Annotated in this window: 14 protein-coding genes and 1 tRNA gene; 7 read left to right on the top strand and 8 right to left on the bottom strand. The window is 67.9% G+C overall.

The genetic code is table 11. The annotated features are described in order from the left end of the window. Positions 1 to 8 precede the first annotated feature (8 nt). On the top strand, positions 9 to 650 hold the full coding sequence (locus tag ACE5C1_RS04215) for a hypothetical protein (protein WP_374942807.1): 642 nt from the start codon (positions 9 to 11) through the stop codon (positions 648 to 650). On the opposite strand, the gene ACE5C1_RS04220 is transcribed toward ACE5C1_RS04215, so the two are convergent. Both ACE5C1_RS04220 and ald read right to left on the bottom strand, forming a co-directional pair. After that, a complete protein-coding gene (locus tag ACE5C1_RS04220) occupies positions 651 to 863 on the bottom strand; it encodes a DUF3072 domain-containing protein (RefSeq protein ID WP_374942808.1) in 213 nt (70 codons plus the stop codon). Positions 864 to 900: 37 nt separating this feature from the next. Beyond that, a complete protein-coding gene (gene ald, locus ACE5C1_RS04225; protein ID WP_374942809.1) occupies positions 901 to 2,007 on the bottom strand; it encodes an alanine dehydrogenase in 1,107 nt (368 codons plus the stop codon). Between the two features lie 73 nt (positions 2,008 to 2,080). Between ald and ACE5C1_RS04230 the strand changes: the two genes are divergently transcribed. The 3 genes from ACE5C1_RS04230 (at position 2,081) to ACE5C1_RS04240 (ending at position 4,698) form a co-directional block, all read left to right on the top strand. Continuing rightward, a complete protein-coding gene (locus ACE5C1_RS04230) occupies positions 2,081 to 4,063 on the top strand; it encodes a potassium transporter Kup (protein ID WP_374942810.1) in 1,983 nt (660 codons plus the stop codon). Further along, a complete protein-coding gene (locus tag ACE5C1_RS04235) occupies positions 4,060 to 4,578 on the top strand; it encodes a 2'-5' RNA ligase family protein (RefSeq protein WP_374942811.1) in 519 nt (172 codons plus the stop codon). The genes ACE5C1_RS04230 and ACE5C1_RS04235 overlap by 4 nt, the downstream gene beginning before the upstream one ends. A 46-nt stretch (positions 4,579 to 4,624) precedes the next feature. Continuing rightward, a tRNA-Met gene (locus ACE5C1_RS04240) sits at positions 4,625 to 4,698 on the top strand. Here ACE5C1_RS04240 and fdhD read toward each other — a convergent pair. The 3 genes from fdhD to ACE5C1_RS04255 are packed head-to-tail and all read right to left on the bottom strand — an operon-like array spanning position 4,658 to position 8,267. Further along, positions 4,658 to 5,482 carry a formate dehydrogenase accessory sulfurtransferase FdhD gene (gene fdhD / locus ACE5C1_RS04245; RefSeq protein WP_374942839.1) on the bottom strand — a complete coding sequence of 275 codons (825 nt, stop codon included), beginning with the start codon at positions 5,480 to 5,482 and terminating at the stop codon, positions 4,658 to 4,660. The two genes, ACE5C1_RS04240 and fdhD, sit on opposite strands and share 41 nt — an antisense overlap. Then, a complete protein-coding gene (locus ACE5C1_RS04250) occupies positions 5,479 to 5,982 on the bottom strand; it encodes a molybdenum cofactor guanylyltransferase (protein WP_374942812.1) in 504 nt (167 codons plus the stop codon). Before ACE5C1_RS04250 ends, fdhD begins: the two co-directional genes overlap by 4 nt. Then, a complete protein-coding gene (locus ACE5C1_RS04255) occupies positions 5,982 to 8,267 on the bottom strand; it encodes an FdhF/YdeP family oxidoreductase (RefSeq protein ID WP_374942813.1) in 2,286 nt (761 codons plus the stop codon). The genes ACE5C1_RS04250 and ACE5C1_RS04255 overlap by 1 nt, the downstream gene beginning before the upstream one ends. Before the next feature lie 105 nt (positions 8,268 to 8,372). Here ACE5C1_RS04255 and trxB point away from each other — a divergent pair, with 105 nt between their 5' ends. After that, positions 8,373 to 9,341 carry a thioredoxin-disulfide reductase gene (gene trxB, locus ACE5C1_RS04260; RefSeq protein ID WP_374942814.1) on the top strand — a complete coding sequence of 323 codons (969 nt, stop codon included), beginning with the start codon at positions 8,373 to 8,375 and terminating at the stop codon, positions 9,339 to 9,341. On the opposite strand, the gene ACE5C1_RS04265 is transcribed toward trxB, so the two are convergent. Genes ACE5C1_RS04265 through ACE5C1_RS04275 form a run of 3 tightly spaced genes read right to left on the bottom strand, consistent with a single transcriptional unit; the run spans position 9,342 to position 11,043 of the window. Beyond that, the gene (locus tag ACE5C1_RS04265) at positions 9,342 to 10,088 is read right to left on the bottom strand and encodes a hydrolase 1, exosortase A system-associated (protein WP_374942815.1); all 747 of its coding nucleotides are present in this window, start codon (positions 10,086 to 10,088) and stop codon (positions 9,342 to 9,344) included. It lies immediately after the preceding gene. Then, on the bottom strand, positions 10,064 to 10,774 hold the full coding sequence (locus tag ACE5C1_RS04270) for a hypothetical protein (RefSeq protein WP_374942816.1): 711 nt from the start codon (positions 10,772 to 10,774) through the stop codon (positions 10,064 to 10,066). The genes ACE5C1_RS04265 and ACE5C1_RS04270 overlap by 25 nt, the downstream gene beginning before the upstream one ends. Next, positions 10,771 to 11,043, bottom strand: coding sequence for an acyl carrier protein (locus ACE5C1_RS04275; RefSeq protein WP_374942817.1), 273 nt, complete (start codon positions 11,041 to 11,043; stop codon positions 10,771 to 10,773). Before ACE5C1_RS04275 ends, ACE5C1_RS04270 begins: the two co-directional genes overlap by 4 nt. 84 nt (positions 11,044 to 11,127) lie before the next feature. Here ACE5C1_RS04275 and ACE5C1_RS04280 point away from each other — a divergent pair, with 84 nt between their 5' ends. Further along, positions 11,128 to 12,621: an acyl-CoA ligase (AMP-forming), exosortase A system-associated gene (locus tag ACE5C1_RS04280; RefSeq protein WP_374942818.1), complete on the top strand. Its 1,494-nt coding sequence runs from the start codon at positions 11,128 to 11,130 to the stop codon at positions 12,619 to 12,621. Next, positions 12,618 to 13,841: a pyridoxal-dependent decarboxylase, exosortase A system-associated gene (locus ACE5C1_RS04285; RefSeq protein WP_374942819.1), complete on the top strand. Its 1,224-nt coding sequence runs from the start codon at positions 12,618 to 12,620 to the stop codon at positions 13,839 to 13,841. The genes ACE5C1_RS04280 and ACE5C1_RS04285 overlap by 4 nt, the downstream gene beginning before the upstream one ends. Positions 13,842 to 13,893 lie beyond the last annotated feature (52 nt).

A 13,893-nucleotide genomic window follows, 5' to 3' on the forward strand; every position in this document is an offset into this window, starting at 1 on the left:
CGCGGCTGATGGGTTGGCTTTGGCTCGCGGTGTTTGGGGCGAGCGCCATGGCGCTGCTGGCGCTGCTCGGTGTGAACCGCGCATTGTGGTCGTTCGCGGGTGCGGCGTTGATGCTCGGCGCGGCCGGCTATGCGTGGCAGGGTAGCCCGACGCTTCCCGGCACGCCCGCGATTGCCCGCGACTCCACACCCCCGGACGACCAGACGATCACCGCGTTGCGCGACGACATGCTCGGCCGCTTCACCCTCGACGGCGCCTATCTGATAGCATCGGACGCGATGATCGCGCGCGGCGACGATCGGGCGGGGGTGCAGGTGCTGCTGGGCGGAATCGGCAAGATCCCCGCCAGCTATGCGCTGTGGACCGCGCTCGGAACAGCCTATGCGCGTCACGACGGCGGTCAGGTCTCGCCCGCGGCGCGTTTCGCTTTCGAACACGCCCACCGGCTTGCCCCTGACTCCGTCGCGCCGCCATTCTTCCTGGGGCTGGCCTATGTGCGGGCGGGCGATTACGCAGCGGCGCGCCCCTGGTGGGCGCGCGCGCTGGCCATCGCGCCGCCACGCATCTCCTATCGCCGCGAAATAGCTATTCGTCTGGCTATCCTCGATCGGCTGATCGCGACGCAGCAAGCGGGCGCGGACGCCCGCTGATCATTTCCCGCGCCCGGTCTTCTCCTGCAGCGCGTCGATCGCCTTCGACGCGTCGGCCTTGGTCAGCGTGTCGTCGAACGCCTCGTGCGCTTCCTCGGACAGCGTCTTGAGGTAGCTCGCCTGCGCGCCGGTCATCTTTTCGTCGCCGGTCGTCCAGTCGTCGGGGTCCTTCTCGGCATTCGAGAACGGTTCGGTCTTGGGGTTGTTGGTCACGGCAAGTCTCCTTCGCTGTGACCAACGCCGGTGTTCCTTATCCGTTCCACGCCTTATAGGGCAGATCGAGCGCTTCGGCGACCGCCGCATGGCGGATCTTGCCGCCCGAGACGTTGAGGCCGTTCGCGAGATGCGGATCGGCCTTCATCGCCGCTTCGGCCCCCAGATCGGCCAGCTTCAGCGCAAAGGTCAGCGTCGCATTGTTGAGCGCGAACGCCGATGTGCGCGCAACCGCTCCGGGCATGTTGGCCACGCAATAATGGATCACCCCGTCGACCTCGAACACCGGGTCCTCGTGCGTCGTCGCGTGCGACGTCTCGAAACAGCCGCCCTGGTCGATCGCGATGTCGACCATTACGCTCCCGCGCTTCATCGTCTTGAGCATGTCGCGCGTTACCAGCTTGGGCGCCGCCGCCCCTGGCACCAGCACCGCGCCGATGACCAGGTGGGCGTTCTTCACCGCGGCCGCGATCGCCGCCTTGGACGCATCAGCGGTCTTGATCTGGCTGGAGACGACCATGTCGAGCTCGGCCAGCCGATCGTTGTTGATGTCGTAGATCGTCACGTCCGCGCGCATGCCGACCGCCATCTGCGCGGCGTTGATGCCGCTGACGCCGCCGCCCAGGATCGCCACCTTGGCAGGCGCGACGCCGGGCACGCCGCCGAGCAGCACCCCGCGACCGCCCTGTTCCTTCTCCAGATAATGCGCGCCGACCTGCACCGACATCCGTCCCGCGACCTCGCTCATCGGCTTGAGCAGCGGCAAGCCGCCACGCGGCGCGGTGACGGTCTCGTAAGCAATGCAGGTCGCGCCCGACTTCATCAGCCCTTCCGCCTGCGGCTTGTCGGCGGCGAGATGGAGATACGTGAACAGCAGGTGACGTGGCTCCAGCATCGCGACCTCGGACGCCTGCGGCTCCTTGACCTTCACGATCATCTCGGCCGCGGCGAACACCGATCTGGCATCGGGCAGGATGGTCGCGCCAGCTTCGGCATAGGCGGCATCCTCGAAATCGATGCCGAGCCCCGCGCCGGTCTCGACGACGACCGCGTGCCCCGCCGCAACCAGTTCGGCGACCGACGGCGGTGTCAGCCCGACGCGGTATTCGTGATTCTTGATTTCCCGGGGAACTCCGACCTTCATGGCATCCTCGCTGTCGTGGTTATGGCGCAGCCTATAGCGGTGCCCACGCGCCGTTGCACGGCCCTTCCCCCGCATGCTAAACGCACGGCCCCGGGCGGAATTCTGCCGACCGGCCGTTCCGTGCGAGGCCGTTATCTCCATCACCAATGCCGTGCCTGCTACCGAGGCGTCCGCCGGGGGCCATGCCGGTGGTCACGGCAAGAACGGCGGCGTCAAGCTGGCGGTCGGCGCGATCGGCGTCGTCTTCGGCGACATCGGCACCAGCCCGCTCTACGCCTTTCGCGAGACCTTCGCGGGGCATCATCCGCTGGCGCTCGACCCTGCGCACATCATGGGGGTCATCAGCCTCATCTTCTGGTCGATGATGATCGTCGTCTCGATCAAATATGTCGCGATCATCATGCGCGCCGACAACAAGGGGGAGGGGGGCAGCCTGGCGCTGCTGGCCTTGGTGTCCGGCAAGACCAAGACCAAGCGGTGGACGACCGGCATCATCCTGCTCGGCGTTTTCGCCACGGCCTTGTTCTACGGCGACAGCATGATCACCCCCGCCGTCACGGTGCTGTCCGCGGTCGAGGGGCTCGCGGTCGCCGCGCCCGCGTTCGGCGCGTGGGTGCTGCCGATCGCGATCGCGATCCTGATCGGCCTGTTCTCCATCCAGCGATCGGGCACCGAGAAGGTCGGCTTCTTCTTCGCACCCGTCATGCTGGTGTATTTCTCGGTGATCGCGGTGCTCGGCACGCTGAGCTTCATCCAGACCCCCGAAGTCCTCTGGGCCTTGTCGCCGCACTACGCGGTCGAGTTCTTCCTGATCGATCCGCTGCGCGCTTTCCTCGCGCTCGGATCGGTCGTGCTGGCGGTCACCGGCGCCGAGGCATTGTACGCCGACATGGGGCATTTCGGACGTCGGCCGATCGGCGTGTCGTGGCTGGTGTTCGTGTTGCCTGCGCTGATCCTGAACTACATGGGGCAGGGTGCGCTGCTGTTCCGAGAGGGCGCAGCGGCGCTGAAGAGCCCGTTCTACATGCTGGCGCCCGAGAACCTGCAGCTGCCGCTCGTCCTGCTGGCGACCGCCGCCGCGGTGATCGCCAGCCAGGCGGTGATCACCGGGGCCTTCTCCGTCACGCAGCAGGCGATCCAGCTCGGCTTCATGCCGCGGCTGCGCATCGAGCACACCAGCGCCACGACCGAGGGGCAAATCTACATCCCGCTCGTGAACTGGGCGCTGATGGTGATGGTCATCATCCTGGTCCTGTTCTTCCGCACCTCGTCCAACCTGACCAGCGCCTACGGGATCGCGGTGACGGGGGCGATGCTGATCGATACCTGCCTGCTTGGGGTTGCACTGACGCGGCTTTGGAACTGGCCGATCTATGCCGCCGCGCCGCTCCTCGCATTGTTCTTCGTCGTCGACGGCGCCTATTTCGCCGCCAATCTGACGAAGGTTGTTGCGGGGGGCTGGTTTCCGTTACTCGTCGGGCTCATCATCTTCACGCTCCTGACGACCTGGTCGAAAGGGCGTCAGTTGATGATCGACCGGCTGCGCGAGGCGGCGATGCCGATGAAGATCTTTATCGACTCGGCCGCAAGCTCGGCGTCGCGCGTGCCCGGCACCGCGGTGTTCATGACTTCGACCGCCGAGGGCGTGCCCCACGCGCTGCTCCACAACCTCAAGCACAACAAGGTGCTGCACGAGCGCATCATCCTGCTGACGGTCAAGATCGTCGGCCAGCCATATTGGCCCGAGGACGACCGCGCGCACCGCGAGACGCTGGGAGAGGGGTTCCACCGCCTCGTCCTGCGCTACGGCTTCATGGAGGAGGCCGACGTGCCCGCGGCGCTCAAGATGGTTCATGAATGCGGCACCAACTTCAAGATGATGGACACCAGCTTCTTCCTCTCGCGCCAGACGCTGCTGGCGTCCGACCGTCCGGGGATGATGATCTGGCGCGAGAAACTGTTCGCATGGATGCTGCGCAACGCGGAGTCCGCAATGGAATTCTTCCGCCTGCCGACCAACCGGGTCGTGGAGCTCGGCAGCCAAGTCGAGATTTGATCCCAGCGCCGAGCCCAGCCCCGATCATCGTCACCGCGCTGTTCGGGCGTGCGGACCAGGCGTGGCTGGAGGCGATGCGGCAGGCGCATTTCCCGCCCGAACGCAACCAGTTGGCGGCGCATTGCACGATGTTCCACCATCTGCCGCCGTCGATCGAGGCCGAGCTGAAGCACCGGCTGGCCGAGGAGACCCGCGGCATCCGCGCGCCGCAAGCCAAGGTCGCGGGGCTGATGTCGCTAGGTCGCGGCGTCGCCTACCGCATCGTCGCGCCCGAATTGCTTGGCGTACGCGCCCGGTTGGCCGAGGCCTTCTCCGGCCTGCTGACGCCGCAAGACGCAGGCGGCTGGCGCCCGCATGTCACCATCCAGAACAAGGTCCAGCCCACGACCGCCAAGCTGTTGCTGACTGCGCTCGAACGCGATTTCCGCCCGCGCGACATCGAGGTCGTAGGGCTGGCGACCTGGTGGTATCGCGGCGGCCCGTGGGAAGCGCTGTCGCGCCACATGTTCGCTTGACCGCTCACCGGCCCCTTCCTATAGGCGCCGCTCTTCGATGCGGTTGGGCGGGGTAGCTCAGCTGGTTAGAGCACGGGAATCATAATCCTGGGGTCGGGGGTTCAAGTCCCTCTCCCGCTACCGCGTCGAAGCATTTCCACGGATCGTTCAGCACCAGCATCGCATCGGCCCGCGCCAGTGCGACGAAGGTCAGCCCGTGTTCGCGGGCATGGTCGATCGCCAGTGTCGTCGGCGCGGATATCCCAACCAGCATCGGCACCGCCGCGACGAGCGCCTTGTCGACCATCTCGAAGCTGATCCGCGAGGTGACGAGGATGAACCCGGAGATGCCGGTAGCGGCGGTCGCGCCGATCAGCTTGTCGAGCGCATTGTGGCGCCCGACATCCTCGTAAGCGGCGGCGATCGTGCCCTCGGCAGTGCACGCCGCGGCGGCATGGGCAGCGCCGGTCGCGGCGTTCAGCGGCTGGTGATCGCGCAGCGATGCCACCGCACGAAACAGTGCCGCCGTATCCGCGACAGGCCGGACCGGCCGGCCGGCGACCGGGCGCCGGAGTTGCTCCAGGCTCGCGATCCCGCACAGCCCGCAGCCGGTGTCGCTGGTACGATGGCGGACCCGGTCTTGAATGCGTCCGCGGCACCGCTCTGCCAGGGCGACGCGGACGATCCACCCGACATCCGCTTCGAACGGCTCGACCGCGATCACGTCGGCCGCGGTGTCTGCCAGACGTTCGGTGAGCATGAAGCCGATGGCAAACGCCTCCAGATCGGCCGGCGTCATCATCATCACCGCATAGCCGATGCCGTCGACCTCGATCGCCACCGCCGCCTCGACCGCAACCGCGCGCTCGCCGCGACGCACGCCAACGGGAGTGAGAACACGCGTCGGCTCGACCCGCGCGGTCACAATGCCATCAGGTCTTCGCGCGTGTTGACGTTGGCGATCCGCACCCCGGCGACGATCGGCAACGCGCCCACCGCCCTTGCCCAGCGCAGCACCGAGCGATCCGCAGCGTCGTCGAGGTGCGCCAGCAACGGTGCGCAGAGCGCTGCGGACCAATGCCCCAGGACCGGCGCTTCGACGCAATAGGCCGGGACGCGACGCAGCAGCGCGTCGATCAGCCCGTCGGGCAGACGTGGCATGTCGCACGCGATCGTCAGCACCGAATCATAGTCGTTGCGCGCCGCATGATCGAGTGCGGCAGCGATCCCGCCGAGCGGCCCGAGCCCAGCACGCGGCAGGTCGTCGATGCCGCCCGGACCGACCAGGACCGTCGTGTCGACCCGCGCCGCAATCGCCGCCGCGGCATGATCGGCAAGCGTCCGCCCGCCCCAGTCCGCCGCCGCCTTGTCCGACCCGAACCGCGACGATCGTCCGCCGGCCAGCACCGCACCGAGCACGCGCATCAGCGACCCTTGCGAATGCGCACCGGCACCGATTTGCCCGCGGGCACGTGGCTTTCGAGTGCGTGATGCTCGACCGGTATCAGGCAATTGAGCTCGGGATAATAGCCGCCGATGCAGCCCGCCGGGATGTTGTATTCGACCACCTGCAGCCCATCGACCACCCGCTCGACCCCGTCTTCCGCGTCGCTCTCCAGCGCGATCGTGTCGCGCTCCGACAAGCCATGCGCCAGCATGTCGCTGCGGTTCATCATCACGATCATCCGGGTGCCCGAAATCCCGCGGAAGCGGTCGTCGTAACCGTAGATCGTGGTGTTGAACTGGTCGTTCGAGCGCAATGTGACCAGCCTGAACCGCCCCTCCGCTTCCGCAAAGCCGCTGGCGTTCATCGCGCGTGGCACGTTGAACTCGGCCTTGCCGCTCTTGGTCTCCCATTTGCGGTGCGCGGCCGGATTGCCCTTCCAGAACCCACCTGGCGTGAACAGCCGGTCGTTGAAGTTGCCGAATTTGTCGGGATAGGTGTTCTCGATGGCGGTGCGGACCTGCCCGTAATCGCCGACCCAGGCATCCCAGGGGACGTTGGGGTTCGCATCGAGCACCGCCTTGGCGATGCCGGCCACGATCGCGGGCTCGGACAGCAACGTATCGCTCGCCGGTTTCGCCTTGCCGACCGATCCATGGATGTGGCTGAACGTGTCCTCCATCGACACCGCCTGGCGCCCGGTCGCCTGCATGTCGTGCTCCATCCGGCCGAGGCAGGGCAGCAACCATGTCTCGTCCTGCGCAGGCGTCAGGTGCGATTTGTTGAGCTTGGTCGCGATGTGGACCGCGATCGGCAGCTTCGCCCAGCCTTCCTTCATCTTCGCATGCTCGGGCGTCGCGCGCAGGAAATTGCCGCCGAGCTGGACGAAGCCCTGCGCGGTGCCGGCGATGATCTGGCGGCAGCTCTCCACCGTGTCCCAGCCATCCTCGGTGGGCGGATCGAACTGGAACAGTGCCTTCAGCCGCTCCACGGGCGCCAGTTCGGTCTTCTCGGTGATGCCGACGGTGCGCTGCCCCTGGACGTTGGAGTGGCCGCGCACCGGCCCCGGCCCCGCACCCTCGCGCCCGACGTTGCCGCGCAGCAGCAGCATGTCGACGAGCATGTAGAGGCTGTCGATGCCGTAGCGGTGCTGGGTGATGCCCATGCCGTATACCGCAATCACCCGCTTGGCGCGCATATAGACGCGCGCGGCATCCTCGATCGCGGTGCGGGTGAGGCCGCTTTCACGGACGATCTCGTCCCAATTCGCCGCCCGCGCGAATGCGGCGAATTCCTCGAAGCGGACGGTATGCTGCGCGATGAAATGGTGATCGAGCACCCGCTCGCCACCCTCGGCCACAGCCTTGTCGTCCGCCTCGATCGCGATCTTGCAGATGCCCAGGATTGCCGAGATGTCGCCGCCGGCGCGCACCTGATGGTATTGGGTCGAGATGCGCGTGGGCGCGCCCACCGTCATCTCGATCGGGTTCTGAGGATCGACGAACTTCTCCCAGCCGCGCTCGCGAAGCGGATTGAAGGTGACGATCTCCACCCCGCGTTTCGCGCAATCCTTGAGCGTGTGGAGCATCCGCGGCGAATTGGTGCCGACGTTCTGCCCGAACACGAAGATCGCGTCGCAGTGATCGTAATCCTCGAGCTGGATCGTCGCGACCGGCGATCCGATCGCGTTCTTGAGACCGACCGAGGTCGTCTCGTGGCACATGTTGGAGCTGTCGGGCAAATTCTGCTGCCCCCACATCCGCGCGAACAACGAAAACATGAACGAGGTTTCCAGGCTCGCACGCCCGGAGGAATACAGCACCACCTTGGTCGGATCGAGCGTCTTCAGCTTCGCTCCGATCACCGCGAACGCCTCGTCCCACGACGCCGCGACATAGCGATCGGTCGCGCGGTCGTAGCGCATCGGATGGGTCAGACGTCCGGCCTGTTCCAGGTCGTAATCCTGCCAGCCGTCGAGCTCGCGCACACTGTGCCGTTGGAAGAATGCGGGCGTCACGCGCTCGCGGGTCAGTTCCCACGCGGTCGCCTTGGCGCCGTTCTCGCAGAATTCGGCCAGGTGCGGCTTGGCAGGCTTGCCCCACGAGCAGCTGACGCACATCACGCCCTCGGGCTTGTTCTGGCGGCGCAGCGCGTCGAGCAGGTCGGGGCTGACGCCCTCCTTGGGCACGACCTTGGCCATGCCCGCCATCGATCCCCAGCCGCCCGCCGCGTTCCGGTAATCCTCGATCTTCAGCTCGTCGCTCATGCCATCGCCCTCCGCACACGCCCAACGTATCCGGTCGCCAATGGATGCGGTTCAATTTCGCAATCCAGATGACTAGATAGCCGCGATACAAGGATTTCCCGAACCATGACCATCCACAAGACCCGCATGCTGATCCTGGGCTCGGGACCCGCGGGACTGTCCGCCGCAATCTATGGCGCGCGCGCGGGCATGGCACCGATCGTCGTTCAAGGCATCCAGCCCGGCGGGCAGCTGACCACCACCACCGACGTCGAGAATTATCCGGGCTTCGTCGACGTGATCCAGGGCCCTTGGCTGATGGAACAGATGCAGAAACAGGCCGAGCATGTCGGCACGACGATGATGTGGGACACGATCACCCAGGTCGACCTGTCGCGCCGCCCCTTCCGGCTGACCGGCGACAGCGGCGACGTGTACGAGGGCGAGGTGCTGGTGATCGCCACCGGTGCCCAGGCGAAGTGGCTGGGGCTCGACAGCGAGGAGGCGATGAAGGGAAAAGGTGTCAGCGCCTGCGCCACTTGCGACGGATTCTTCTATCGCGGCAAGAAGGTGGCGGTGATCGGCGGCGGCAACACCGCGGTGGAAGAGGCCTTGTACCTCACCAACCATTCGCCCGACGTCACGCTGATCCATCGCCGCGACAGCCTGCGCGCCGAACGCATTCTCCAGGAGCGGCTGCACGCGCATCCCGGCATTACGGTGCTCTGGAACAAGGAAGTCCGAGAGTTCGTCGACGGTGGCGGCAACGCGGGCCTCGTCGCGCTGACGCTGGAGGATACCGTCACCGGCGAACGCTCGCGGCTCGACGTCGACGGCGGCTTTGTCGCGATCGGCCATCATCCCGCGACCGAACTCTTCCGCGGCCATCTCGCGCTCGATGCCGACGGTTATATCGCGGTCGAGACCGGATCGACGCTGACCAGCGTGTCCGGCGTGTTCGCGTGCGGCGATGTTGCGGACAAGGTCTATCGCCAGGCGGTGACCGCGGCGGGGACGGGCTGCATGGCTGCGCTCGACGCGGAGCGCTTCCTTGCGGAAGCGGAGTTTGCCGAACTGGCGCAAGCGGCGGAATAGTCACCGCGTCGCCGCGAGCAGCACACGCTCCAGATCGCCGAGATGCCCGGCGAAGCTGTGGGACGCGGTGTCGATCCGGATGGCGCCGGGCACCGGAACCGCGGCGGCAAAGACCTGCGCGGTGCGGTCGCCGCTGGCAAGCACGATCGTGACGGGCCGCTGGCGGAGTGCATCGGTAATCTGCCGCGCCAGCGGTTGTTCTCGCGGCCGTCCAAGCATGTTGCGCAAGTCGCTGACCTTGAACGATAGGCCGCGGCTGAAAATCGTTCTCCAAGCGGAGGGATCGAGCAGGCGTCTGGCATAATAGGCCCGCATAGCGACAGGTGGTGGGGTCGCGTCCTCGTCGCCGAGCCACGGGTTGGCGAGCACCAGCGAGTCGAGTTCATCCCCCCCCAGCGCCAATGCGGTGGCCGCATCGCAATTGCCGAAGCCGATCGCCCGCGCAATGTGCGGCTGCTCACGCCGGAATGCCGCCAACGCCGACGCGATGTCCGGCGCCGACGTCGCATAGCCGCCATTCGTTCCTTCCGAATCACCGATGCCGCGGCGGTCGAATCGGAACACCGGTACGTCCGCCATCGCCAGCCTTTGCGCCAGCAACGCCATGCCGCGATGCGCGCCGCAGCGGATCTCGTTACCCCCCGATACGATCAGCACGCCGGTCGTCCCCGGCGCCTCGTTGAGCGTGCCGACGAGGCGATGGCCCTCGCAGTCAAACAAAACTATCCGGCGCAAGTCTTTATCCATGCGGCAATATCGTCCGCCAGCACCGCCGCCAGCGCCGGATCGTTGCCCGGTTCGGCGCGCCGCCAGAGGGGTACGCCCTCCACTCGCCGATCGGCAGGCCGCGGGTCGCTTGTCAGCCGAACGATGCGGCGTGCGACACCAGGCTCGTCGAACGGCTCGGCAACAGTGAGCGAGGACAGGAAGTCGGCCGAGAGGTCGGTGCCCGCTATCGCGACCCGCTTGTCGCCCGACATCATCGCGTCGAGCGAACGGTCTGCGGCGAAGCGCTCGCTCGTCAGCCACACGCGATGGAGATCACGCAACATGTCGACGCCAGCGACCGGACTGAAATGCCACCGCCCGCGATAAGGCCCGCAGCGATCCAGCAACGCGCCGCTCCGGATGCCCAGTGCATAGGTCGGGCGACCTTGCGCGTTCAGACTATCGCTCGCGTCGCCCAGCGCCTCGGCAAGCCGGGGAACCGTCTGGTCCGCGATGGCAAGCAGGCTTTCGCCGTGTCCCGGCACATCGGGGAGCACGCTCGCCACGCCGCACTCTGCGAGCGCGCGCAGCAGCGTGACGGCGAAGGTCCGCGTGCGGTTCCATTCCTCCAGCAGCGGCATTGCCGCGACCACGACCGGGCCGGTATCCGGGCCGAAGCGCAGCATCGCCTCGCGCCCGCCGGCCCAATCGTAGTGGTCGATCACCCCAGCACTTTCCCCGCCGCGAAGGTGACCAGCGCGCCGAAGGTCTCCAGCATCTCGCCGTCGACCTCGTCGTCCTCGATCAGGATGCCGAGCCGGTCCTCGATCTCGGTCAGCACGCCGGCGACCGCCATCGAATCGAGCTCGGGCAGCGTGCCGAACAGCGGCGTCTCGGCGCGGAAGGCGGCGGCGCGCTCGGGTGAGACGCCCAGCACGTCGACCAGCACGGCGCGGACGGTGTGTTCGACTTCGGAAGTGCCTTCGGGGATCACGCGCGCCCTTTCGCAGGTAGTCGTTGGCGCCTGCGTTAGAGCGCGGGGGTGCATTCGGCAACGGCTCCGCGCTATGCGGGCGCCATGACGCCAGTTCCGCGCCCGATCGACCACGTCCTGCGAGGCAAGCCCGACGCGCCCGCGCTGGTGGATCGCGAGGGCGTCATGACCTTCGCGCAGGCCGAGGCGGCGGTCGCGCGGCTGGCGGGGTGGCTGGCGGAGCAGCGGCTGGAGCCGGGCGCTCGGGTGGCGACGTGGCTGCCCAAGACCCGGGTCGCGTGCCTGATGCCGCTCGCCGCGCCGCGCGCGGGGCTGGTGCACGTACCGGTCAACCCGGCGCTGCGCCGCGCGCAGGTGGCGCACATCCTTGCCGACAGCGGCGCGGCGTTGCTGGTGACGCAGGAGGCGCGGGCGGCGACGCTGGATATCGGCGATGTCGGCGCGCATTGCCGGGTCGTGACGTCGTTGGAGGCGGGGGTGGGCGAAGGCGCGGCGCTCGGTCCATCAACAGCCGAGCCCGACGTGCTGGCGGCGATCCTCTACACCTCCGGGTCGACGGGCCGCGCGAAGGGGGTGATGCTCAGCCACGCCAACCTCTGGCTCGGCGCGGTGTCGGTCGCTTCCTATCTGAAGCTCACGCCCGCCGACCGGGTGCTGGCGGTGCTGCCGCTGGCGTTCGATTATGGGCAGAACCAATTGTTCTCGACCTGGCTCGCGGGTGCGTGCGTGGCGCCGCTCGATTACCTGAGCCCACGCGACGTGGTGAAGGCGGTCGAACGGGTCGGTGCGACGACGCTCGCCGGGGTGCCGCCGCTGTGGGTGCAATTGCTCGAAGCCGAGTGGCCGGCGGAGACCGCGGCGAAGCTGGCGCGGCTGACCAATTCGGGCGGGGCGCTCACGCCGCGGCTGGTGCGCGGGTTGCGCGAGCGGTTCGCGGCGGCCGACGTGTTCGCGATGTACGGGCTGACCGAGGCGTTCCGGTCGACCTATCTCGACCCGACGCTGATCGACGCCCACCCGGACGCGATCGGACGCGCGATTCCGTTCGCCGACGTGATGGCGGTGCGCGCCGACGGCACGCGGGCCGAGCGCGGGGAGCCGGGCGAGATGGTCCATGCCGGGCCGCTGGTCGCGCAAGGCTATTGGCGCGACCCCGAACGTACCGCGAAGCGCTTCCGACCTGCGCCATCCTTCGCCGAGCATGGCGGCATGGCGGTGTGGTCGGGCGACACGGTCGTGGAGGGCGAGGACGGGCTGTTCCGCTTCGTCGCGCGCGACGACGAGATGATCAAGACGTCGGGCAACCGCGTCAGCCCGGGCGAGGTCGAGGAGGCGATCGCGGGCGGGGGCGAAGCGCGCGAGGCGGTCGCGATCGGCGTGCCCGACGACCGGCTGGGGCAAGCGATCGTCGCGGTGGTCGCTGGCGACCCGGCGCGCGAGGCAGACCTGCGGGCGCGGTTGCGCACCGAGTTGCCCGCGTTCATGCAGCCTTTGCGCTACGTCTGGCGCAATGCGCTGCCGCGCAACGCCAACGGCAAGCTAGACCGCGCGCGGCTCCGCGCGGAATTGGCGTCATGAAGCCGATGGGGCCACTGCCGCCCGAGTTCGCCTCGCAATCGGGCATGCTGACCATCGCCGGGCGCTCCGCGGAAGACTGGAGCGCGGCGAGCACACCCGTGTTCGTGTACGATGCCGCCATCGTCGCCACGCGGGTGGCGCGGTTCCGTGCGGCGTTCGTGGGCGTCGACCTGCATTATGCGATCAAGGCCAATCCCCTCTGGTCGCTGCTGACCGCGGTCGCTCCGCTGGTCGACGGACTGGATGTCGCCTCGCGCGGAGAGTTGGTCCGCGCGCTGGAGAACAAGCCGGCTGCGGCGATCAGCTTCGCCGGACCGGGCAAGCGGGACGAGGAATTGCAGGCGGCGATCGGCGCAGGCGCGACGATCAATCTGGAGTCGCAAGGGGAAGCCAGGCGCGCGCTGAGGATCGCCGAGCACTTAGGGATGACGCCGCGGCTGGCGGTGCGGGTGAACCCGGACGTGGAGCTGCGCGGATCGGGGCTGCGGATGGGCGGAAGGCCCTCGCCGTTCGGGGTGGATGCGGCGCGTGCCGGGGCGCTGGCGCGCGAAGTGATCGATGCGGGGGCGGACTGGCGCGGCTGGCATGTCTATGCGGGCAGCCAAGCGCTCGATGCGCAGGCGATCGTCGACACGCAGGCGGCGACGATCGCGCTTGCCGCCCGCCTGTCGGACGAGGCGGGTGCCGCGCCGCCTCTGGTCAACCTGGGTGGTGGCTTCGGCGTGCCCTATTTCGCGGGCGATACCCCGCTAGACGTCGAGGCGGTCGGCGGCGCGCTCGCCGAAGCGCCCCGGCCGGCGATCCTCGCGAACAGCCGCTTCGCGATCGAGCTCGGCCGCTGGCTCGTCGCCGAAGCAGGCGTCTACCTGACCCGCGTCATCGACGTGAAGCAGAGCATGGGCGAGACCTTCGTCGTGGTCGACGGCGGGCTCAACCATCAGCTCGCCGCGTCGGGCAATTTCGGTACGGTGGTCCGCCGCAATTACCCCCTCGCGGTCGCGCATGCGATGGGTGTGCCCGCCGCCATGACCGCCTCGGTCGTCGGCCCATTGTGCACCCCGCTCGACCGGCTCGGCGACCGCGTCGGGCTTCCGCATGTCGAACCCGGCGACCTGATCGCGGTCTTCCTCGCCGGCGCCTACGGCGCGACCGCCAGCCCTACCGCTTTCCTCGGCCACCCTCCCGCCGCCGAGCGGGTGGCACCGTTAGGGCCTTCCTAACCCTATCTTCACCACTCCCCACGTATCGCCGGTTCCGAGAAGGCTGCTTCGG

Origin of the sequence: Sphingomonas sp. (assembly GCF_964263785.1) — a bacterium.
Lineage (GTDB): Bacteria > Pseudomonadota > Alphaproteobacteria > Sphingomonadales > Sphingomonadaceae > Sphingomonas.

Excerpts from the sequence above, each read along its gene's own strand:
- ACE5C1_RS04215 (WP_374942807.1), top strand. The coding sequence starts at position 9 with ATGGGTTGGCTTTGGCTCGCGGTGTTTGGGGCGAGCGCCATGGCGCTG.
- ald (WP_374942809.1), bottom strand. The coding sequence starts at position 2,007 with ATGAAGGTCGGAGTTCCCCGGGAAATCAAGAATCACGAATACCGCGTC.
- ACE5C1_RS04230 (WP_374942810.1), top strand. The coding sequence starts at position 2,081 with ATGCTAAACGCACGGCCCCGGGCGGAATTCTGCCGACCGGCCGTTCCG.
- ACE5C1_RS04250 (WP_374942812.1), bottom strand. The coding sequence starts at position 5,982 with ATGCGCGTGCTCGGTGCGGTGCTGGCCGGCGGACGATCGTCGCGGTTC.
- ACE5C1_RS04255 (WP_374942813.1), bottom strand. The coding sequence starts at position 8,267 with ATGAGCGACGAGCTGAAGATCGAGGATTACCGGAACGCGGCGGGCGGC.
- trxB (WP_374942814.1), top strand. The coding sequence starts at position 8,373 with ATGACCATCCACAAGACCCGCATGCTGATCCTGGGCTCGGGACCCGCG.
- ACE5C1_RS04265 (WP_374942815.1), bottom strand. The coding sequence starts at position 10,088 with ATGGATAAAGACTTGCGCCGGATAGTTTTGTTTGACTGCGAGGGCCAT.
- ACE5C1_RS04280 (WP_374942818.1), top strand. The coding sequence starts at position 11,128 with ATGACGCCAGTTCCGCGCCCGATCGACCACGTCCTGCGAGGCAAGCCC.
- ACE5C1_RS04285 (WP_374942819.1), top strand. The coding sequence starts at position 12,618 with ATGAAGCCGATGGGGCCACTGCCGCCCGAGTTCGCCTCGCAATCGGGC.